This window comes from Kineococcus gurbantunggutensis (genome assembly GCF_050871925.1).
Classification (GTDB): domain Bacteria; phylum Actinomycetota; class Actinomycetes; order Actinomycetales; family Kineococcaceae; genus Kineococcus.
The window spans coordinates 28,706-48,446 of the sequence record NZ_JBJLSG010000026.1 but is presented as its reverse complement, the minus strand read 5'-3'; the positions used below and the strand labels follow the sequence as shown (position 1 = coordinate 48,446).

At 76.4% G+C, this 19,741-nt stretch carries 23 protein-coding genes; 12 read left to right on the top strand and 11 right to left on the bottom strand.

Going from position 1 to position 19,741, the window contains the following annotated elements; genetic code table 11:
* Positions 1-363: 363 nt before the first annotated feature.
* From lepB to ACRYR7_RS07365, 4 genes are all read right to left on the bottom strand, one after another.
* Entirely contained in the window at positions 364-1,113 is a 750-nt protein-coding gene (gene lepB, locus ACRYR7_RS07380) for a signal peptidase I (RefSeq protein WP_432571429.1), read from the bottom strand.
* A gap of 114 nt (positions 1,114-1,227) precedes the next feature.
* A complete protein-coding gene (locus tag ACRYR7_RS07375) occupies positions 1,228-2,910 on the bottom strand; it encodes an alpha/beta hydrolase domain-containing protein (protein ID WP_432571428.1) in 1,683 nt (560 codons plus the stop codon).
* Between the two features lie 208 nt (positions 2,911-3,118).
* Positions 3,119-3,289: a DUF1059 domain-containing protein gene (locus ACRYR7_RS07370; RefSeq protein WP_432571427.1), complete on the bottom strand. Its 171-nt coding sequence runs from the start codon at positions 3,287-3,289 to the stop codon at positions 3,119-3,121.
* Positions 3,290-3,440: 151 nt separating this feature from the next.
* Positions 3,441-4,649: an EAL domain-containing protein gene (locus ACRYR7_RS07365; protein WP_432571426.1), complete on the bottom strand. Its 1,209-nt coding sequence runs from the start codon at positions 4,647-4,649 to the stop codon at positions 3,441-3,443.
* A gap of 94 nt (positions 4,650-4,743) precedes the next feature.
* On the opposite strand from ACRYR7_RS07365, the gene ACRYR7_RS07360 reads away from it, so the two are divergent.
* Complete coding sequence (locus ACRYR7_RS07360; RefSeq protein ID WP_432571425.1) at positions 4,744-6,360, top strand: diguanylate cyclase domain-containing protein; 1,617 nt, start codon at positions 4,744-4,746, stop codon at positions 6,358-6,360.
* A gap of 122 nt (positions 6,361-6,482) precedes the next feature.
* Positions 6,483-7,910, top strand: coding sequence for a sugar porter family MFS transporter (locus ACRYR7_RS07355; protein WP_432571424.1), 1,428 nt, complete (start codon positions 6,483-6,485; stop codon positions 7,908-7,910).
* Between the two features lie 334 nt (positions 7,911-8,244).
* Here ACRYR7_RS07355 and ACRYR7_RS07350 read toward each other — a convergent pair whose 3' ends face one another.
* From ACRYR7_RS07350 to ACRYR7_RS07340, 3 genes are all read right to left on the bottom strand, one after another.
* The gene (locus tag ACRYR7_RS07350; protein ID WP_432571423.1) at positions 8,245-9,087 is read right to left on the bottom strand and encodes a hypothetical protein; all 843 of its coding nucleotides are present in this window, start codon (positions 9,085-9,087) and stop codon (positions 8,245-8,247) included.
* A 133-nt stretch (positions 9,088-9,220) separates the two neighbouring features.
* A complete protein-coding gene (locus ACRYR7_RS07345) occupies positions 9,221-9,457 on the bottom strand; it encodes a DUF4926 domain-containing protein (RefSeq protein WP_432571422.1) in 237 nt (78 codons plus the stop codon).
* Positions 9,458-9,509: 52 nt separating this feature from the next.
* Complete coding sequence (locus tag ACRYR7_RS07340) at positions 9,510-10,535, bottom strand: hypothetical protein (RefSeq protein ID WP_432571421.1); 1,026 nt, start codon at positions 10,533-10,535, stop codon at positions 9,510-9,512.
* A gap of 200 nt (positions 10,536-10,735) precedes the next feature.
* Between ACRYR7_RS07340 and ACRYR7_RS07335 the strand changes: the two genes are divergently transcribed.
* The gene (locus ACRYR7_RS07335; protein ID WP_432571420.1) at positions 10,736-11,077 is read left to right on the top strand and encodes a hypothetical protein; all 342 of its coding nucleotides are present in this window, start codon (positions 10,736-10,738) and stop codon (positions 11,075-11,077) included.
* 442 nt (positions 11,078-11,519) lie between these two features.
* Positions 11,520-11,942: a hypothetical protein gene (locus tag ACRYR7_RS07330; protein ID WP_432571419.1), complete on the top strand. Its 423-nt coding sequence runs from the start codon at positions 11,520-11,522 to the stop codon at positions 11,940-11,942.
* A 22-nt stretch (positions 11,943-11,964) separates the two neighbouring features.
* Here ACRYR7_RS07330 and ACRYR7_RS07325 read toward each other — a convergent pair whose 3' ends face one another.
* On the bottom strand, positions 11,965-12,153 hold the full coding sequence (locus tag ACRYR7_RS07325; RefSeq protein ID WP_432571418.1) for a hypothetical protein: 189 nt from the start codon (positions 12,151-12,153) through the stop codon (positions 11,965-11,967).
* Between the two features lie 100 nt (positions 12,154-12,253).
* Here ACRYR7_RS07325 and ACRYR7_RS07320 point away from each other — a divergent pair, with 100 nt between their 5' ends.
* The 4 genes from ACRYR7_RS07320 (at position 12,254) to ACRYR7_RS07305 (ending at position 14,992) form a co-directional block, all read left to right on the top strand.
* Positions 12,254-12,730 carry a DUF6508 domain-containing protein gene (locus ACRYR7_RS07320; protein ID WP_432571417.1) on the top strand — a complete coding sequence of 159 codons (477 nt, stop codon included), beginning with the start codon at positions 12,254-12,256 and terminating at the stop codon, positions 12,728-12,730.
* 380 nt (positions 12,731-13,110) lie between these two features.
* Positions 13,111-13,899, top strand: a complete 789-nt coding sequence (locus ACRYR7_RS07315; RefSeq protein WP_432571416.1) for a hypothetical protein — start codon at positions 13,111-13,113, stop codon at positions 13,897-13,899.
* Positions 13,900-14,035: 136 nt separating this feature from the next.
* On the top strand, positions 14,036-14,434 hold the full coding sequence (locus ACRYR7_RS07310; protein WP_432571415.1) for a hypothetical protein: 399 nt from the start codon (positions 14,036-14,038) through the stop codon (positions 14,432-14,434).
* A 138-nt stretch (positions 14,435-14,572) separates the two neighbouring features.
* Entirely contained in the window at positions 14,573-14,992 is a 420-nt protein-coding gene (locus tag ACRYR7_RS07305) for a hypothetical protein (protein ID WP_432571414.1), read from the top strand.
* 110 nt (positions 14,993-15,102) lie between these two features.
* Here the strand turns inward: ACRYR7_RS07305 and ACRYR7_RS07300 are convergent, their stop codons facing one another.
* Positions 15,103-15,564, bottom strand: a complete 462-nt coding sequence (locus ACRYR7_RS07300; protein WP_432571413.1) for a hypothetical protein — start codon at positions 15,562-15,564, stop codon at positions 15,103-15,105.
* Positions 15,565-15,716: 152 nt separating this feature from the next.
* On the opposite strand from ACRYR7_RS07300, the gene ACRYR7_RS07295 reads away from it, so the two are divergent.
* Positions 15,717-16,148: an SDR family NAD(P)-dependent oxidoreductase gene (locus ACRYR7_RS07295; RefSeq protein WP_432571432.1), complete on the top strand. Its 432-nt coding sequence runs from the start codon at positions 15,717-15,719 to the stop codon at positions 16,146-16,148.
* Positions 16,149-16,185: 37 nt separating this feature from the next.
* Here ACRYR7_RS07295 and ACRYR7_RS07290 read toward each other — a convergent pair whose 3' ends face one another.
* Both ACRYR7_RS07290 and ACRYR7_RS07285 read right to left on the bottom strand, forming a co-directional pair.
* Positions 16,186-16,659, bottom strand: coding sequence for a hypothetical protein (locus ACRYR7_RS07290; RefSeq protein WP_432571412.1), 474 nt, complete (start codon positions 16,657-16,659; stop codon positions 16,186-16,188).
* A gap of 53 nt (positions 16,660-16,712) precedes the next feature.
* On the bottom strand, positions 16,713-17,291 hold the full coding sequence (locus tag ACRYR7_RS07285) for a TetR/AcrR family transcriptional regulator (RefSeq protein WP_432571411.1): 579 nt from the start codon (positions 17,289-17,291) through the stop codon (positions 16,713-16,715).
* Positions 17,292-17,350: 59 nt separating this feature from the next.
* Here ACRYR7_RS07285 and ACRYR7_RS07280 point away from each other — a divergent pair, with 59 nt between their 5' ends.
* The 3 genes from ACRYR7_RS07280 to ACRYR7_RS07270 all read left to right on the top strand — a co-directional run bounded on the left by ACRYR7_RS07280 (position 17,351) and on the right by ACRYR7_RS07270 (position 19,670).
* Complete coding sequence (locus ACRYR7_RS07280) at positions 17,351-18,232, top strand: SDR family oxidoreductase (protein ID WP_432571410.1); 882 nt, start codon at positions 17,351-17,353, stop codon at positions 18,230-18,232.
* A gap of 247 nt (positions 18,233-18,479) precedes the next feature.
* A complete protein-coding gene (locus tag ACRYR7_RS07275; protein WP_432571431.1) occupies positions 18,480-19,025 on the top strand; it encodes an MOSC domain-containing protein in 546 nt (181 codons plus the stop codon).
* A 225-nt stretch (positions 19,026-19,250) separates the two neighbouring features.
* Entirely contained in the window at positions 19,251-19,670 is a 420-nt protein-coding gene (locus ACRYR7_RS07270; protein ID WP_432571409.1) for a VOC family protein, read from the top strand.
* The last annotated feature ends 71 nt before the right edge of the window (positions 19,671-19,741 follow it).

Here is a 19,741-nt window from a genome sequence, read left to right as displayed (position 1 = left end):
CGCCTACCCAGTCCGGACCGACGGGGGCCCCCCCGCCGCCGGGCCGCCGCCCCCCCAGCCCCCAGGCCGTCCCGGGGGTGAGGACGGTGGCCGAGCCGGCGGCGAGCGTCGTCATCACGGCGCGGCGGGACGGGGTACCAGGCACGGTGGGCCTCCAGGACGCGAAGCTCGAGTGACGTCGTCATCACTACCGGTGACACCTCAGCACTTCCCGGTCCTGCGCACAAGCACCGGGCGTTCACGCGTGCCGGGTCCGCCGCTCGCTCGCCCCCGGTCCAGCGCCGTGGCGCGGGACCGCGACGGCAGGCTCGCCCGCGCGCTCGACGCCGTCGCTGAGCGACCCCCTCGACGTGCTCGAGGCCGTCAGCTGCGGACGGCGTCGAAGGCGGCCGGGGTGCCCAGCCACGCCCAGTGCCCCACCGGCCACACCACCGCGTGCGCGCGCCCCACCACCAGCTCCACCGGGACGAACCCGCCGTACGGGGCGTCGGGGTGCGCGCGCGAGTCCGCGGAGTTCGCGCGGTTGTCCCCCATCACCCACAACCGCCCCGCCGGCACGGTCACGTCGAAGGCCTCCCCGCTGGGCGCCACCCCCGCCGCCAGGTACTCGGCCTCGTCGACCGGAACGCCGTTGACGGTGACCGGGCCCCGCCCGTCGCAGGCCACGCGGTCACCGGGCAGGCCGACCACCCGCTTGATGAGGTGCTCGCCGGAGTCATCCGGCAGCAGCCCCACGAACGTCAGCGCCCCGGTCACCGCAGCACCCACCGGCCCGCGCTCGACGCGGACCGTCGGCGGCAGCCAGCCGCCGGGGTCGACGAAGACGACCACGTCACCGCGGTGCAGCTCGAAGGGGCCCGGGGTCAGCTTGCTGACCACCACCCGGTCGCCGACGTCCAGGGTCTGCTCCATGGAGCGCGAGGGGATGGAGAACGCCTGCAGCAGGAACGTCTTGACCACCAGGGAGACCACCAGCGCCACCACCACGACCAGCACGGTCTCCTTGACCGCGGCCAGCACCCCACCGGCAGCGCCACGCCGCCGCGGTGCTCCCGGGCGCGCCGCACCGCTGGAGGACTGCTCCGCCGGCCGATCCCGGTCCGCACCGCTCACGGCACCGATCATCGCCATGACCGGGTGCCCGACGGCACCGCCCGCCCGGCGGAGGGCTCACCCGTCGCGCCGGGGCCGAGCCGGGTCGGTGGAGCGACCCGGCTCGGCGGCGGTTCAGCCGCGCCCGACCTGCCGGGCCTCGCGCACCAGGCGCCGGGCGTCGGAGGCGGTGAGGAAACCGGCGCGCTGCAGACCGCGGACGTTCTCGCGCACCCGGCGCACGTACTCCCCGCGCGTGGGGTACAGGCGGTCCAGGACGGCGTCGTCGAAGGGCACCTCGTAACCGGCGATGAAGCAGAACGAGGCGCCGGTGGCCGTGCCGTACCAGGTGCTGCGCGGGACGTCGAGGTACGGCGAGCGCAACCCGCCCCGCACGTTGCCGAAGCGGTCCAGGACGGGCTGGCCGTAGCGGACCGCGATGGGGTCGGCGCGCGGGGGTGCGACGTCGTCGCGCACCCAGCGGTCCAGGTTGCGCAGCGCGGCGTCGAAGAAGATGGAGCTGGGGAAGCGGCTGCGCGGGCCCTGGTCGCAGGAGGCCGGGGGCACCTCGCGCCCGGCGGCGACGATGTCCACCGCGGAGGCGGAGAAGGCGAGCTCGTCGGGGGTGGCGTGGCCGGCGCCGGCCATCTCGTAGTGGCGGAACTCGTCGCCCTCCTGGTCGCTGTCCGGGCGGCGCGAGCCGATGCCGCGCAGGTAGTCCGACTGCGACATCATCTGGATGACGGGCACGCCGATGCCGTAGAGCTGCCGGCGCGGGTCCCCGGCGGGGGGTGCGGCCTCGCACTGGTTCATGGGGTAGGCGCCGGCGAACGCCCCCCCGGCCACGCCGACGAGGTAGGCGTCGTAGGTGGGCCGCCCCTGCTCCTGCACGACGAGCGGGTGCACGGCCTTCACGTAGTTGACGAGGTACCCGCCGGTCTGGGAGTACCCGAACCCGTAGGCGTGCTCGACGCGGGTGCGCTCGCCGCCGTAGGTGAGCGGGTTGCCCGCCCCGTCCCCGCGCAGCCAGTTGCCGACCTGGGTGTAGACGTCCCAGACCAGGCCGTTCTCGCTGGAGCGGGAGGTGTCCGCGGGCAGGGCGGCGGGCGGGGTGGCGGGGTCCGCGTCGGAGTCCACCGTCGAGCAGTTCGCGGGGTCGTCCAGCGGCAGGGGGTTGGCGAAGGAGAGGGCGGCGTAGCGCTCGGCGTCGAAGTTCTTCAGCGCGTCCACGGCGACGGGCTTGGCGGTGATGCCGACCCACGCGTCGCCGTTCTCGACGATCTGCCGGTGCGCCACCGCCCAGCCGATGTTGAGGTCGAACAGGTTGGAGGGGTTGAGCATCTCCACGACGACGTTGCCGCTGAAGCGCTGCGCCGAGGCGGGACGGCGCACGAGCACGCGCGTGGTGTAGGGCGCGTCGGCGGTGCGCACCACGGCGGGGCCGTCGGTGGGCCAGCTGTACACGTTCGACGTGCCGCTGGCGAGGAACTCCTCCTCGACGTACCCGGACCTCGACAGGTCCTGGGGTTCCTGGGTGCGGTCGGCGGCGCCGAAGGGGTGGCTGGTGGCGGTGACCGGCAGCGGGCCGGTGACCCGCGGGACCGGCGCGCTCGCGGCGGCCGCCGCCGGCTCGGGCGCGCTCGGAGCGGGCGCGCTCGGAGCGGGCGCGGGTGCCGCGGGAGCGGGTGGAGCGGGGGCGGGTTGCCCGACGGCGGTGACCGCGCCGGTGCTCACGAGCCCGGCGACCAGCGCCGTGGCCACCGCGGTGCGCGCCGCCAGGCGCGGTGCGCGGGTGCGACGCAGCGGGTGGGTGCTCACGTCTGCTCTCCTCCCGGGGGCCGGGTGGTGAGCTGCGCTGCGCACCGGCGACCTGACCCCTCGGCAGGTGACCGTCCCACGGGAAGGTGCTCGGCGCAACCACGGCGGCGGGGCGCGCCCGGCCCCGCGCGCGCCCCGCGGGCGGGGTGCGCGGTACCCGCTGGTCCTCGGCCCAGCACCCGTCCCGGGCGGTGGCGCAGCGGAACCCTCAGGCGTCCACCACGGCGCCGCGCACCTGCGCGAGCAGCGGCTCGGGTACCTCGGCCAGCCCGTGGTCGGCGCGGGCGTGGGCGGCCACGGCCAGCAGGATCTCGTCGACGGAGCCGGTGAAGGCCCTCGTGCAGCCGGGCACCACGTCGCCGCAGCGGAACTTCTTCATCGTCGCCTCCTCGGGAGTGCGCGCACGGCTGCTCGCCGGTGCGTCGCACCGGGCATCGGGTCGTCGGGCGACCACCTTGACGGGGTCTCCCCCGGGCGGCTCAGCACCCGGTGCGGACCCCCACGGGCCCCACCGGGCCCTCACCGGGTCCTCACCGGGCGCGGGCCAGGGCCAGCAGGAGGTCCGCGTGCGTGACCACCCCGACGACGACGCCCTGCCCGTCGGTGCACACCAGCGGCGCGGTCACGTCCGCGGCGTGGCGGGTGGCCGCGCGGCGGGCCACCTCGGGCAGCGGGGCGGAGGGGGCCACCAGCAGCGCCGGGGACCAGCGCACCGGGTCGTCCGGTCCGCTGCCGCCCCAGCGCACCGCCCGCGCGCGCCCGTCGGCGCCGAGCAGGACCTCGCAGGTCGCCGGGTCGGTGCCCACCCGCGCGGTGCGCACCAGGGACAGGACGTGCTCGTCGAGGGCGGCGCGCGCGGCGCCGCGCTGGACGCGGCGCACCAGCTCCTCGTCGAGCTCGGGCAGCATCACCGGGCCCGGGCGCGCCAGGGCGTAGCCCTGCCCCAGCGCCACCCCCAGGGCGACCACGGCGTCTAGCTCGGCCAGGGTCTCCACGCCCTCGGCCAGCACCCAGCCGTCCATGCGGCCCACCAGGTCCCCGATGACCTCCACCAGGGCCCGCTTGACCGGGTCGGTGTCGATGCCGGAGATCAGCTCGCGGTCCAGCTTGACGACGTGCGGGCGCAGGCTCAGCAGCTGGCTGAGGCCGGCGTAACCGGTGCCGGCGTCGTCCATGGCGATCAGCGCTCCGCGCCGGCGCAGCTGCTCGAGCACCTCGTGCAGCCGGGCGGGGTCCTGCGCGCGCGAGTGCTCGGTCAGCTCGACCACCAGGCGCGTCAGGTCGCCGTGCTCCAGCAGGGCGCCGTGCACCCGCTCGTCGGTGAGCAGGTGCGGCTCGACGTTGACGGTGAGGAAGGTGTCCGCCGGCAGCACCGCCCGCATGGCCACCGCGCCGGCCAGGACCCGCGACTGCAGCTGCGGGTTCACGCCCCAGTGCTCGGCGGCGGCGAACCAGCGGTCCGGTCCGGCGGTCAGCCCCACGTCGCGGAAGCGGGACAGGGCCTCGTAGCCGGCCACCGCGCCGCTGGTCAGCTCCACGATGGGCTGGGTGTGCAGGCTCAGCAGGCCCGGGTCGTGCAGCACCGCGTGCAGCGCGCTGCGCCAGCGCCGGTCGTGCACGGGGGGCACCAGCGCACCCGGCGCGGCGAGCGCCCCGCCCGCCCCCGCCGCGGTGGGCGCGGCGGCGTGCCCGGCGGCGTGCTGGGGTCCAGGAGTGGGCACCCACCCCCATCGGCGCACCGCGCGCGCACCTTGAGCCGCGCGCCGGGCCGCCTCCCCCGACGCGGGCGCCCCGCGGCGTTCGAGGACGGCGGGGTTCAAGGACGGCGGGCCGGTGGCCGATGCCCGGGAGGTGGACCGGTTCGAGCGGGAGGTCGAGGCGCAGCGCGTGGCCGCCGTGCACCGCTACCGCCTGCTCGGCGGCACCCCCGGCGACGGCCCCCGCACCGCCCCGGGCACCGACCCCGGCACCCAGGAGCAGATCGACGCCGTCGCCCGCGTGGCGGCCGCCGTCGCCGGCGTGCCCACCGCGGTGGTCAACCTCATCGACGAGCGCTCCCAGTGCTCGATCGGCGCGGCCGGCGCCCCGCGCGGCACCATCGCCCGCGGGGAGTCGCTGTGCGCGACCCACTTCACCGCCGGTGAGCCGGTGCACGTGCCCGACGCCAGCCGCGAGCCGCGGTACGCGGGCAACCCGTGGGTCGACGGGCGCCGGGGCTCCATCCGCTCCTACACCTCGGTGCCCCTGATCAGCCCCGACGGTCACGTGCTGGGCACCCTGTGCGCCCTGGACGGCGAGCCGCGGCGGCTCAGCGCCGGGCAGCTGGCGCGCCTGGGCGACCTGGCCGGCGTGCTGGTGGCGCTGTTCGAGCGGCACCGGCAGGCCGCGCTGAACGCGCAGCTGGCCGTCGACGCCGAGCACCAGCGCGCCGAGGCGGAGGAGCAGCGCGCCCTGGCGCAGGCGCTGGTGGCGCGCGAGCAGCGCCGCGCCGAGCAGCTGGCCGCCCTGGCGCGCGCCTCGCGCGCGGTGGCCAGCGCCGAGGACCCCCGCGAGGCCATCTGCGCCGCGGCGCGCGACCTCGCCGGCGCCGACGCCGCCTACCTGATGCAGCCGGAGAGGGGCCCGGACGGGCACGGGCGCCTGGTGGCCACCGCCGCGGTCGGCTTCGCCGAGCACGCGGCGCTGAGCGTGGACCTGACCGCCGGGCGGGCCCTGCCGCTGAGCGCCTTCCGCGGGGCCCGGCAGGTGTTCGTCGCCGACGTCACCGGGCACCCGGACGCCGACCCCGCGCTGGTGGAGGCGTCCGGCACCGTCTCGGGGTTGTGGCAGCCGGTCCTGCTGCGCGCGGGCGCCTGCACCGGCGTCCTGGGCGTCGTCTGGCGCCGGCGCGTGCCGGCGCTGGAGGAGGCGCTGGCGTCGGTGCTGCACACCCTGGCCGGCCAGGCGGCCCACACCATCGAGCGCGCCGAGCTGCTGGCCCAGCTGCGCCGGGCCTCCGAGCGCGACCCGCTGACCGGCGTGGGCAACCGCCGGTACTGGAACCAGGTGGCGGCCCGCGAGGTCAGCGACGCCGAGGGCAGCGGGCGGCCGGTGACGTTCGCCCTGATCGACCTGGACCACTTCAAGGCCTACAACGACGCCTACGGGCACCCGGCCGGCGACGACCTGCTGCGCGAGTTCGCCAGCGCCGCCCAGCGGCAGCTGCGCGAGGGGGACACCCTGGCGCGCTGGGGCGGGGAGGAGTTCGCCCTGGCCCTGCCCGGGCGCACCGTGAGCCAGGCGCGCGCCGTCGCCGAGCGCATCCGCGCCGCCGTCCCGCACGCCCAGACGGCGACGATCGGCCTGGCGGCGTGGACCCCGGGGACCAGCGCCTCCACCGTGCTGGCCCGCGCCGACGCCGCGCTCTACCGCGGCAAGCGCCAGGGCCGCGACACCACCGTGGTCGCGTAGCCGCGGCACCCCGGCGACCCGGCCGGTGCAGCGCGTCGGCGGGCGGCGCGTCACCGGGAGTGCTTTCCTGAGCGCGGTCCGATCACGAACCGTCACTGGCCGCGCCGACGCCGGGAGAACCGATGGCTGAGCCCCACGAGCACGAGCGCACCTCCACCGCGAGCCCGGGGGACGGCGGTGGCCTGACCGGCGCCGTGGTGGTCGTCGCGCTGGTGTCGGCCATCTCGGGCCTGCTGTACGGCTACGACACCGGCATCATCTCCGGCGCCCTGCTGCAGATCAGCGACGACTTCGACATCGGCAACGGCTGGGAGCAGGTGATCGCCGCCTCGATCCTGGCCGGTGCCGTCACCGGGGCGCTGGTGTGCAGCCGGCTCGGCGAGCGGCGCGGCCGCCGGGGCACCCTGCTCGTGGTGGCGGTGGTGTTCGTCGTGGGGACGACCGGCGCCTCGCTGGCGCCCGACCCCGTGACGCTGTCGCTGGCGCGCCTGGTGCTCGGCTTCGCCGTCGGCGGGGCGACGCAGACCGCGCCCGTGTACGTCGCCGAGCTGGCACCGACGAAGTACCGCGGACGGCTGGTGCTGTGCTTCCAGATCGCCATCGGCGTCGGCATCCTCACCGCCACCGTCGTCGGTGCGAGCCAGCGGGTCGACTGGCGCGTGGCGATCGGTGCGGCCGCGGTGCCGGCGCTGCTCATGCTGCTGCTGATGCTGCGCCTGCCCGAGAGCCCCCGCTGGCTCATCAAGGCCGACCAGGTGGACCGCGCCCGCCGCGCGCTCGAGCGCGTCCGCCCCCGCGGCGCCGACGTCGCGGGCGAGCTGGACGAGATCGGCGCCCTGGTCCACGCCGAGGGCGAGGCGAGCACCAGCGGCTGGCGGGGCCTGCGCGAGGCGTGGGTGCGGCCGGCGCTGGTCGTGGGGTGCGGGCTGGCGATCTTCACCCAGCTGTCCGGCATCGAGATGATCGTCTACTACTCCCCCACGATCCTCACCGACAACGGGTTCTCCGACAGCGCGGCGCTGCGCGTCTCCGTCGCCCTGGGCGCGACCTACCTGCTCACCCAGCTCATCGGGCTGGCCGTCATCGACCGCGTGGGCCGGCGGCGGCTGACCCTGCTGACCCTGCCCGGCGCCGCGCTGTCGCTGGTGGTGCTGGGGACCTTCTTCGTGACGGGCAACGCCGGGCCGGAACAGGTGCCGTTCATCGTCGCCACGCTGGTGGCGTTCATGGCCTTCACCGCCGGCGGCATCCAGCTGATGGGCTGGCTCACCGGTTCGGAGATCTACCCGCTGGCGACGCGCTCCGCCGGCGCCGCGGCGCAGTCGGCCTCGCTGTGGGGCACGAACCTGCTCATCACCCTCACGCTGCTGAGCATCATCGACACGATCGGCACCGGGCAGACCTTCTGGTTGTACGCGGCCTTCAACGTCATCGCCTTCGTCTTCCTGTACCGGCGGATGCCGGAGCTGACCGGTCGCAGCCTGGAGCAGATCGAGGAGCGGTTGTCCTCCGGCCGCTTCCGGCCCGCGGACTTCGCCGCGCAGCGCTGAGACCGCGGCGCGCGGCCGGGGCACCGCCTTCCCGGCCGGGGTCCTGGGCACCGACCGACCCGCCGCTCGCCCTGCGGCGGAACCCGCCGGACGGGCCCCGGCCGGTGCGCTCACGAGGCCGGTACCGACGGGTTCACCGCAGCGCGGCGCCGGGAGGAGGTGCTCCGCTCGACGAGCAGGCGGTTGACGCGGGCGACGGGGTCGTCGGCGGCCCGGACGCGGCGCCACGAACTCCTCGAACCCCTCGGCGGGTCGCCTTCTCACGCCGCTCCCCCGCCCTCCGTCTGCTCGTCCGGTGGACATGCTGTCGGCGGGCACGCCGTGCGCGCTTCCGTCAACCGACTGCAGGTGGCCGGCCCGGCACCGCCGCGGCGCGCGGGTCACCGGCCGCAGCCGGCGCGGGCGCGCAGCGCTGGCGCTCCCGCTGCTCGAACTGCGCGGGCGGCACCGGCGGGCCGTGCAGGTGGCCCTGGCCGAGGTCGCAGCCCATCCGGCCCAACGCGGCCCACTCCCCGGCGGGGGCGTCGGGTTCCAGGCCCAGGGCCAGGCGCAGCTGGCCGGCCAGCAGCAGGTCGCCCCCCTCGCCCGCGCCGCTCCCGGCGTCGCGGCCGTCGCCGGGCTCGTACGGGTGCAGCGCCGCGCCCCAGGGATTCGTTGGGGGCAGCGCCCGGCGCGGGCGCGTGGCGGCCACGGCGAACAGGACGATCCCCGCGACCCACAGCACGTCCAGCCCCGAGCCGAACGGCGGCTCCCCCCGCACGCTCAGGACGCTGAAGGCGACGTCGCCGACGGCGAAGACGCCCGTGCCTGCGGCCAGCAGCCACCAGCGCGGCTCGCGGCGGGCGCCGACGGCCACGACGGCGGCGCTGAGCGCCACGAGCAGGTCCACCGAGGGCAGCAGCACCCAGTACGTGAGGAACAGCACCGGCGCACCGCTGGCCCGGCTGAGCGGGACGACGGCGAACTGCTGCAGCAGCGCGGTCAGCAGCAGCAGCGAGGTGACCTCCGCGGCGTAGCCGACGCCGCCGGTGCGCTGCGGCCACAGCAGCTGCCCGAGCGCGCGCAGCAGGTACACGTGACCCAGCAGGTGGAAGACCTCCAGGCCGGTGACCGCGGCGTGCACCGGCAGCACGAGCAGCACCACGTCGAAACCGACTTCGGCGGTGTCGTCGGGCACGCTGTTCACCGTGTCGGTACCGGCACCCTGCGGGCGCGTCCGCTCGTGGCAGCGTCCGCACTGCCGCGAACCCCCGACGACCTCCGGCAGGCCCGCACAGCCCGCACAGCCCGCACAGCCCGCACAGCCCGCGTCAGGATCCTCCCGGCCCGCACGGCCGGTGCGGCGCGAGGTCCGCGTGGGCGACCGGCCCCCACCACAGGGTCCGGCCGCCGTCGTCGGCCACCTCGACCTCGCAGTGCGTGGAGGAGGGGTCGGGGACGTGCACGACGGTGCCCACCGCGCCGGCAGGCACTCCCGCACCGGGGACGCCCTCGGTGAGGACGACGACGTCCAGGAGCGAGAAGCGCACCGGCACGGGTGCCTGCACGTGCTGGTCCCCAGCGGACGGACCCACCGGCACCGGCTCTGTGCTGTCGGCCTCAGCCACGTGGTGCTCGCCCGCCGCGCACCCGGGTCCACCAGCTGCGCCGGGACGCGGGCGCCTGCCGCCGGCCGGCGTGCTGCGCCCGCGCCGCCGCTGCTGCCTGTGCCTCGCGCGCCACGAGCACCTCCAGCGTCGTCGCGGGGTACGCCCCCGCACCGTAGGCCGCTGCGACCTCCTTGACCGTGCGCCCCACCGTGCGCCGGAACAGCGCCACGTCCGCAGCGTCGGTCGGGCCGAACTCGGCCAGCTCCCGCCGTCCGGGCTCCTCGTCCCCCGCTCGCCACACCGCCGCCCAGCCGTGGCGGTGCTCCACTGCGATCCCGGCGACGGGGTCGGGCAGCGCTGAGCCGCCGACGAGCGTCGAGCCGACCAGGGCCACCAGCCAGGGCGCCACGACCTCGTCGGCGTGCAGGTGGCCCCGCACCCCGTGGGGGGTCCGGACCCAGGTCGTCGGGCGGGAACGCTGGACCGTCCACACCTCCTGCCCGATGAACAGGCGGCAGACGTCCTCGGTGTGCACGTCGACACGGGCCCCCAGAGCGGTCAGGACCTGGACGGTGGCCGGGTCCAGCAAGTGCGTGACGACGAAGGGCTCGTGGGCGCGCAGCGCCGCCACGGCGCGCTCCTCGGCGACCGCCTCCCACCGCGCCCGCAGCGCCCGCTGGTTCAGGGGTTGGCCGGCGCGCAGCTGCGCCGGGAGCCAGTCGGGGTCCACCTGCTGCCAGTACCGGAGGACCAGGCGCGGGGTGCGCACGTCAGCACCCTCCCCGGCCGGCAGGTCGGCCAGGGTGCGGTAGCGCGCCTGCCACACCCTGCCCTCCCCCCACGCCGAGGCGTGCACGGCGAAGGGCACGTCGTTCCAGCAGCAGATCCCGGTCGATCCGCTGTTCACGCAGACGTCCGGGGTGACCGTGCGCAGCAGTTCCTCGACGGTGAGGTCGTCGGGGACCTCCACGGTGCGCTGGTGGCCCTCGACGTCGTCTCCCACGTGGACGCTGTCGCGGTCGACGAGGAGGTGCACGCTGCGATCCTGCCCGACTGCCCGGGGCCGGGACGCGCTCCTCGCGCACCGCGACCGGGGTTCCAGCCCCGCGCACGGGCCGGTTCCACCCGAACGGGCGCACCCGCGCGGTGGACCTGCACCGCCCCGCGCCCCGGGGCCGCCGGTGCGCACCCCGTCGCCCGGGCGGAGCGCTGTCTCGACCTCCCTACCCTGCATCGGTGACCTACGAGCGCTACAGCGCGCGGCAGCGCACCGAGCAGCTGCGCGCCCTGGCCGAGCTGTGCGCTCGGCTCGAGAGCCTGCTGAGCTTCGAGGGCCGAGGCGGCGAGCACTTCGGCCGCTACCGGCGGGTGGTGCAGAGCCTGCTCGACGAGGGCTGGAACGCCGACGACCTGCAGCAGCTGGGCCCGCACCTGCCCGCCCTGCCCGTGCAGACCAACGGCAAGGCGCTGGACAGCCCCGGGGCGTGGACGCCCTGGCTGGAGGAGGTCGCCGCGACGCACCGGCGTGCGCAGGACGTCGCCCTGCACCTGCGCGCCGCCGGCGGCGTGTGGCCCTGAGGCCCGCACGAGCAGCCGCGGTCAGCGCAGACCCGGCAGGCGCGGCAGCGCCGACGCTCAGGCGACGGGCCTGCTCGTCGGTGACGGGCGCCTCGCCGACGACCCCCTCGTGGAAACAGCGTCCGAACCCGCTGCTGACGTCCGCTCCGGGGGTCACCGGGAAGAGGGTGAGGGGTCGCAGGCGCAGGCCGGGCGGGAGTTCCTGGATCGCTGGTCGTCGTGCCACTGGTCGTCGTGCCGCTGCTCGGCTGGTGGCCGCTGCGCGGAGGTCGACGCGGCTGCGGCGAACGGGTGGTGCAGGACGGTGCCGTGCACTGGTGCACAGGCACACTGCTGCCGTGGGTGCCGCCTCGAGGAACCGTCCGGGGCGGGAGCCGGACGAGCGCACCGCGCCGCCGGCTGCTGTCCGGAACCCGGTGGGCCGCGATCGGGAGGTCGTCCCGTGCTGCACTCGGTGAGCGGAGTCCTGGCCTTCCTGACCCTCACCGTCGTGCCGCTGGTGCTGGTGCTCGGGCTCCTGTACGCCCGCCGCACGATGCCGCAGGTGGCCCGGGCGTACAGCGCGCGGACCACGGCGAGCGTCACCGCCGTCCAGCTCAGCGTCAGCGGCTCCCCCGTGCCGTCCGTCACGTACGCCGCCACCTTCACCTACCGCGACGGCGCCGGGCAGCAGCACACCCTGATCGACCACGTGCCCTGGTACGCCGGTCGCCCCGGGACCGGGCAGACCCGCGAGGTCGCCTACATCCCCGACCTGCCCTCCGCCGGGACCTTCACCAGCGACCTGCGCGTGCCGCTCAGGCTGCTCGCGCTCCCCTGCGCGTTGATCGCCTTCGCGCTCACCGTCGGCATCGCCACCTGGTGATCCGCTCAGGGCACCGGCGCTCTCACGCCGGCCAGCTGGGCGCCGAGATCGACGAGACCGCATCGGCCAGGCCCAGCCGGGCACCCGCGCGGCGCAGCACGCGCACCTGCTCCACCCGGGAGGAACCAGCGGCGCCGGCCGCGGCCAGGGCCTGACGCGCCCGCGCCGGGGACCACTGCTGCACGGCCCGCGCGCAGGCCCGCAGGCGCACGTCGAGTCACGACCGCAGGGCGCGACACGACCCCGCCCGGCCGCGTGGTCCGCGGGACACGTCCAGACCCGCCCACCCGGTCGGCGCTTACGCTGGCGCGGTGCAGCAACCCAGCGACGCCGACTACGAGGCCGTGCTGGCCGCGGTGCCCGAGCAGCTGTGGCGCGAGATCGAGCAGTCCCTGCGCGCGCTGCCGGAGTCCACCGCGGGCAACGAGTGGAAGGGCGGGCACGAGACCCGGCCGGGCGTGCGTCACCTCCCCTACGTCCAGTACAGCCCCGGGATCGAACTGCTGCGCACCCAGCTCAACCGCTCGGGGGTGCTGCTGCCGCACGACTGGGTGCACTGGCACGGGCGCAGCACGTACACCGACGCGGCCTCGATGCGTCAGGCGCCGGTGGCCGACGCGGTGCGCTACCTCGTCGGTCTGCTGCGCAACGAGCGCTTCAACGAGGGCGCCATCGACGCCGAGCTGCGCGTGGGCAGGGTGGCGGCAGCGCTGGAGAACATGAGCGCCTGGCGGCAGCAGCACACCGGCGACCACGCCGACGCCGCCCCGGACAGCGGTGGTGGCTGAGCACGGTCGTCAGGAGGCCACGCGCGGCCCCGGCAGACCCCAGAAGCAGACGCGGTAGACCGGCCGATCGATCTCCCAGCCGGTGTCTCGCGGGTCCACGCCGTCGACGTCCACCTCGGCGTGCTCTCAGGACTCGTCACCGCTCGAACGGGCACGCGCGGTCGCGTCGCTGACCGAGGCGTTCCTCGAAGCCTCCGGGTCGATCCGGCCCCCGTGACCGGCCACCGCCCCGCGGCCGCCGAACGCCCTCCTGCGCGAGGACCTGCTGAGCACCGCCGGTCCCCAGAGCACCGGAGGCCGGGTTCCCCGCCCGCTCCCCCGCAGCCAGCGGTTCCCGGGAGGCCCTCGGGGGGGTTCGCGTCCCCGGTAACGTCCGCCGGGTGGACGAGGCTCCGGGGACACCCGCGCTGTGGTCGGCCCTGCGGCGGGGCCGCCGCGACGAGACCGTCGAGGTGCTGCTGTCGATGCCCGCGGCACAGCGCCGGCGCCTGCGCCCGGCGGTGCGCGCTCACGAGCGCCTCGTCACCGCCCACCCCGACAGCGCCCGCGCCCCCGACCGGGAGTGGTCCGGTCCGCTGCGGTCCGGGCACTGGTCCGCGGCCGCCGCCGCGGTCCTGGCCTGCTCCACGCTGCCGCAGGCGGTGAAGTACTGGCCCTTGGACGTGCCGGACGCCGTCGACCTGCCCAGGGCCTTCTTCCCCGACGACCTCGACGCCTTCGTCGAGGAGTGGTCCGCCCGCTTCCTGCGCAACCCCAAGGCCTGGGACCGCATCCGCGGCCTGGAGGCGATGTTCGACTGGGCGCACCAGGGCCTGGTGCCCGCCCCGACGCAGCGCGGGGCCGTGCTGCACCTCATCACCAGCGTGCCCCGCACCCACACCGGCACCCTCCTGCTGCGCTACCTGGAGCAGCGGCCCTGCCTGATCGAGGTCACCTTCGCGAGGATCTTCGACGTGGACGGCATCGAGGGCGCCTCGCTGGCGCAGCGCGACGAGACCACCCCCTGGCGCAGCCGACGGCTGGACAACCACGTCATCCCGCAGCTGATCCGGCGCGGGCACTGGAGCCGGCAGATGGTCCTCGAGGGCATCGACCGCGCCCTCGGCCGCGGCCAGACGCCGTACCTGCAGCGCTGGTTCCACGGCCTCGCGCAGATCGTCGGTCCCTGACGAACCCGCGGACACGGCGCCGGCTCCGCGCGTCCGCCGCAGGGCGCGGTCGTCAACACGCGGCCGTCGCGGCGGGACGTGCCGCCAGAACGGTGGAGGCCCTGCTGGGCGCCTGCCCGTGGGGCATCCTGGGCCGGTGGAGGAACGCCGCCGCTACCGCCCCCGCGGCGGCGCGGGCCCGAGCCCGTGGTGGCGAGCGGAGGTCGGCACCAGGCCCCTGGAGAGCCAGCGGGCACCACGCCCGGGACCGCTCACCGATGCCGACGACGAGCGGCTGGCCACGCTGCGCCGACGGGTCGTCGAGCCGGTGGTGAGGAGCGTGCTGGAGCCGGAGGAGATCGAGGGCCTGAGCGTGCACTGGGGCGTCGACGGCCGCGAGGGCGACGTCTGGGTGCGCATCGACGTCCCCGACGAGCGGCACGAGGAGCTCCTCCTGTCGCCCTGGTGGGTTCCCGTCCCCGGTGAGCCCGGCGAGGACGTGGACGTGCCCGCCGGGGAGGCCCGGATCGCCGCCCGGCTGGCCGACCGCCTGTAGGACTGGGTGTGCGAGACGGGTTTCGCTCGGGGCCGGCAGCGACGGGCGCGCTACGAGCTGCCCGAGGCGTAGGAGGGCACGACCCGCACCACCGACTCGCCCGTCGCGGCCCTGGCCGCTCAGCGCACCCCCGAGGCGATGCGGCAGCTGTGCGCCGAGAACGACGGCTGCCCGGGCACGTCCGGCTCCATCGAGCACACCCCGCAGCAGGCCCCCGGCCCGCAGCAGGCACCGCGCGAGCTGTGCACGGTGGCGCTGCCGCCCACCCCTTCGCAGGCCGGCTCGCACCTGGTGGTGCTGGAGGGCACCGACGGCGACGGGCGCGCCTACGTCAGCCAGGTGCTCGTCGACCGCGCGCGCCCGAGCGAGGACGACGAGGACGGCGTGCAGGTGCAGGAGCCCGGCTTCTGGCTGGGCGTGCGCTACACCGCGCTGCAGCACGGGCGCGCCTGGAGCTCGGCCGGCCACGGGCCGGTCCAGCCGGAGGTGAATAACGAGCAGGCGCGCCGGGCGTGCACCGACACCGCCTCCTGGCTGTCCCTGGTCGCCACCCGCTGATCCGGGCCGGGGTGCCGTGGGCGGCGGCTCCGCGGGCCCCCGGTCCCGGGTGCGGACCCGTCTCGTCCCGGTGGTCCCGCGCGGAGGGGGCGGTGCACCCCCTGCGGCGCTCAACCCAGGGGGCGCACCGACCTGCGCACCTGCCACAACGCCAGCGCGCCGCTGACCAGGGCACCGGGTGCGACGACCACGGCGGGCAGCAGCACCCCACGGGCGGTCCACCAGCCGACGACGAGGACCACCACGGCGACCAGCGCCGCCGCGGCAGCGGCCGCGACGCTCCAGCTCCAGGCGCGGCGCCGCTCACGGCGCTCGGCGGCCGCCAGCACCGCGAAGGCAGCGGCCGCGGCCAGCGCTCCGCACACCGCTCCCGCCACGGCCCCGATCGCGGCCAGCCCCAGGCCCAGTCCCAGCTCACCCCCGCCGGCGCGCAGGCCCGCCGCTGCCACCGCCGCGCCCGGCAGCGCGCCCGACGCCGCTCCGCACAGCACCCCGCGCAACAGGCCCCAGCCGACCACCGCGTCGAAGAGGCGCTGACGCGAAGCGCCCTCGGGCACCGCCTCCCGGCTCATCCCCCGATGGTGGCAGGAGACGGCGGGCACCGGGCGCCCTTCCGGGACGAGGGCGCAGGCGCCGGCGCCCGGCTCGCCCTGCTGGCCCGGCGCCAGGACCGCCTCACGGCCCTGGCCGAGGAACTGGGGCGGCGGAGGGCAGAGCCCTCGCGCTGCGGCGCGACGTCACCGACGCCGACCAGGTCCGCGCCGCGCTGCAGCAGGTGGTGGACGTCTTCGGGCGGGTGGACGTCGTCGTCAACAACGCCGGTCAGGGCCTGCAGGCCACCGTCGAGGAGGTCGACATCGCCGACGCCCGAGCGGTCCTGGAGCTCAACGTGCTCGCACCCCTGGTGGTGATGCAGGCGGCCGCACCCCTGCTGCGCGCCACCGGCGGCGGCAGCATCGTCAACGTCAGCTCCGGCACGACGCTGGCCGCCGCCCCGGGCACGGGTCCCTGCGCCGCGTCCAGGGCCGCGCTGGAGATGACCTCCGGAGCGCGGTTCGACCCGCCCGAGAAGGTGGCCGAGGCGGTCCTCGAGGTCGTGCGGACCGGTGCCGCGCAGGTCGACGTGGTGCCGGCGGCGTACGGAGGGAGCGCGTGAGCGCTCCACCGCACACCCGGGCCGGGTGCCGCCCGCCTCAGGTCGAGGGAGCACGCCAGCGGGCCAGGTAGGCCTCCAGCGCGGCGGCCTCCTCCGCGCTGACGTCCGGCTCGAAGTCGAGGTCCTCACCGGGGTGGATGCCGGTCCCCGAGCCGGGAACGGTGACGAACCAGGCGCCCTCGTGGCCGAACCAGTGCGCCTGCCCCACCGCGCCGAGCAGTTCCCGTTCACCGGGGTCCTCAGGGTCCTGCACCGAGGTGATGCGCACTCGCTGCCCTTCGCGCCCGTACGGCGGCTGCGGCACCGTCAGGTGCACGCGCCCGCCGTGGAGCGCTGCCGCCGGCACGCCGAAGAGGGCGGCGGCCCCGTCCAGCGCCAGCGCGTGGACCTCGCCCGTGCGCCGGGTGGAACCCACCAGCACCTCTCCGTCGGGACCGGTCACCAGCACCGCGTAGGAGCGGTCCGGCTCGTGGCGCACCCGCGCACGCACCTCGTCGGGGATCTCAGCCACCACGCGATCGTGCACCACCGGCCACCGCTCGCGCAGGCGGTGGGGAGATCCCCTCAGCCCAGGGAGGCGCTGGCCGCCCGCAGCTCCTCGAACGCGGAGGAGACCCGCCCCCACAGCGCTCCGGCGAGTTCCGGGTCGGCGTCCACCCAGGAGGAGTAGCCGCGCTTGAAGGCCATGACCCCCACCTCCCCCGCCAGGTGCGCGGTGCTCTCGGGCACGCCGCGGGCCAGCAGCGCCGTGGCCATGGCCGCGGCCAGGCCGACGCTCTTGAGCGCGTCCCGCTCCTGCAGCTCGGTGCTCGCGGCCACGGCCGCCCTCAGGCGCGGACCGAGCTCGCGGTTGGCGGGACCCATCGCGTCGCAGGCGCGCTCCAGGCCGGCGGAAACCGCCTCCAGGGGGCTGGCCCCGGCGGGAGCCGCGGCGATCCCGTCGGCCAGCAGCCGGCTCAGCGTCTCCTGCCCGGCCACGAGCAGTTCCCGCTTGTCGGGGAAGTGGCGGAAGAACGTGCTCTTGGTGACCCCGGCGCGCTCGGCGATCTGGGTCACCGTCGTCGCGTCGTAGCCCTGCTCGGTGAACAGGTCGACAGCAGCCACCACCAACCGCTCGCGCGCTCCGGGTTCCCATCGTGCCACCGGTCCATCCTAAGTGACGGAACTCTTGTCCCGTCATCGATCGAACACCGGGGGTCCTCATGCGCGTCTTCGTCACCGGCGGCACCGGCACCATCGGCTCCGCCGTCACCGCCGAGCTGCTCGCCCACGGCCACACCGTCCTGGCCCTGGCCCGTTCCGACGCCTCCGCCGAGGCGGTGCGCGCGGCCGGGGCCGAGCCGCTGCGCGGATCCCTCGCCGACCTGGACGCCCTGCGCGCGGGAGCGTCCGCCAGCGAGGGGGTCCTGCACCTGGCCTTCGACCACGACTTCTCCGCCCCCGACGCCCTCACCCGCGCCATCGAGCAGGAGAGCGCCGCCCTGCACGCCCTGGGCGAGGAGCTCCTGGGCAGCGACCGGCCCCTGATCACCGTCTCGGGCACGCCCCGGGCAGCGGGACGCGCTTCCACCGAAGCCGACCCGCTGCCCACCGACGGACCGGTCGGCGGCCGCAGCCGCACGGTCACGGCGACCCTCGGCCTCGCCTCGCGGGGGGTGCGCACCGCAGCCGTCCGCATGCCGCGCACCGTCCACCACCACGGCCGGGGCGGGTTCGCCGGTCTGCTGACCGACGCCGCCCGCCGCAGCGGGGTGGCCGGCTACCCCGGCGACGGCACCCAGCGCTGGCCGGCCGTGCACGCCCTCGACGCCGCCACCCTCTTCCGCCTCGTCCTGGAATCCGCACCGGCAGGCACCTCTTGGCACGCCGTCGCCGACGAGGGCGACGCGGTGCGCGACATCGCCACCGTCATCGGCCGGCGACTGGACCTGCCGGTCCAGCCCGTGCCCGAGGAGACCTTCGGGCCGTTCGGGCCGGTCTTCGCCGCGGACCAGCCCTCCTCCAGCACCCGCACCCGCCAGGTGCTCGGCTGGGAACCCCGGCACCCGGGCCTGCTCCAGGACCTGGAGGGCCTCGAACGCTGAGCGGCGGCGCCGGTCCCGCGCGACGACGGTGAGCGCGACCCCGGGCACGACGACAGGGTGGGGTCGGCCGTCACCTGCGACGGCCTGCCGCTGGTGAGCGTGGTCCGCCGGCGGCTGAGCGCGTGCAGGGACGGACGGGGCGGTGACGCTCACCTCGCCGTCGCCGTCGCCGTCGCCGTCGCCGTCGTCGTCGGCCGAGACGGCGACGCGCGGCAGCGGACTGCGCCAGGATCGGTCCGTGAACGAGATCCGGGCAGGGCACGTCAGCGCCGTCAGCCGCGACGGCGCGCACCGCTTCAGCAAGGGGACCACCGACGCCATCACGCTGCTGGCCGGGCTCGGCGTCGAGGACGACGCCCACGCCGGGACCACGGTGCAGCACCGCTCCCGCGTGGCCGTCGACCCCACCCGGCCCAACCTGCGCCAGGTGCACCTCATCCACGGCGAACTGCACGACGAGCTGAGCGAGCAGGGTTTCCAGGTCGGTCCGGGGCAGCTGGGCGAGAACATCACCACCCGCGGGCTGGACCTGCTCGGCCTGCCCCGCGGCACCCGGCTGCACGTGGGCGAGCGGGCCGTGCTCGAGGTCACCGGGCTGCGCAACCCGTGCGCGCAGATCAACGCCTTCCGGCCCGGCCTGCTCAAGGCGCTCACCCCCCGTGACGCCGACGGCGAGGTGGTGCGCAGGGCGGGCATCATGAGCACCGTCCTCGACGGCGGCCTGGTGCGCGTCGGCGACCCCGTCACCGTCGAGGTGCCCCCGCGACCGTGGGAGCGCCTGCAACGGGTCTGACCGGCGCCGCCGACGAGGCGTTCCCGGCGAGCGTCGTGCGGCGCGGTGGTGGCCACGGTATGGGTCATGCAGCCCCGGGACCCGGGCTGCGCCCGCGCCGGGCCGCGGGAGGGACTGCACGCTCCCGCGCACCGGTGAGTCCGGTGGCGCCGGCGGGTCACCAGGGGGACGGCCCGGATCCCGCCGGACCGCGCGGTCCACCCGCCCCGACCCCAGGAGGTCCTCGTGGCACCCCGTCTCAGCCCCTACGCGTCCCTGCCCGGCACCGCCCGCGAGGCGCTGGCGTTCTACCGCTCGGTGCTCGGCGGGGAGGTGAGCACCTCCACCTTCGCGGAGTTCGGCGGCGGCGCCGAGGGCCTCGACCCCGACGGCGTCATGCACGGCCAGCTCGACACCCCCTGGGGCTTCACGCTGATGGTCGCCGACGCGGTGGCCGGGACCGGGGCGCCCCCGGCCGCGGGCGGCAACCTGGCCCTGTGCCTGTTCGGCGACGACCTGGAGCAGCTGGGCGGCTTCTTCACCGGCCTGGCGGAGGGCGGGCGCATCAGCACCCCGCTGCAGGCGCAGGTGTGGGGCGACCACTACGGCGCCTTCACCGACCGGTTCGGCGTCGAGTGGATGGTCGACGTCTCCGCGCGCGCCTGAGCGGGTCCGGGCCGGCGGGTGCGCCGCAGCCGCGCCGTGGCACGCTGAGCGGGCCACACCGGTCCACGTCG

Bases quoted from the DNA above. Each gene is read 5' to 3' on its own strand.
- ACRYR7_RS07370 (WP_432571427.1), bottom strand. From the start codon at position 3,289: ATGAAGAAGTTCCGCTGCGGCGACGTGGTGCCCGGCTGCACGAGGGCC.
- ACRYR7_RS07355 (WP_432571424.1), top strand. From the start codon at position 6,483: ATGGCTGAGCCCCACGAGCACGAGCGCACCTCCACCGCGAGCCCGGGG.
- ACRYR7_RS07305 (WP_432571414.1), top strand. From the start codon at position 14,573: ATGCGGCAGCTGTGCGCCGAGAACGACGGCTGCCCGGGCACGTCCGGC.
- ACRYR7_RS07300 (WP_432571413.1), bottom strand. From the start codon at position 15,564: ATGAGCCGGGAGGCGGTGCCCGAGGGCGCTTCGCGTCAGCGCCTCTTC.
- ACRYR7_RS07280 (WP_432571410.1), top strand. From the start codon at position 17,351: ATGCGCGTCTTCGTCACCGGCGGCACCGGCACCATCGGCTCCGCCGTC.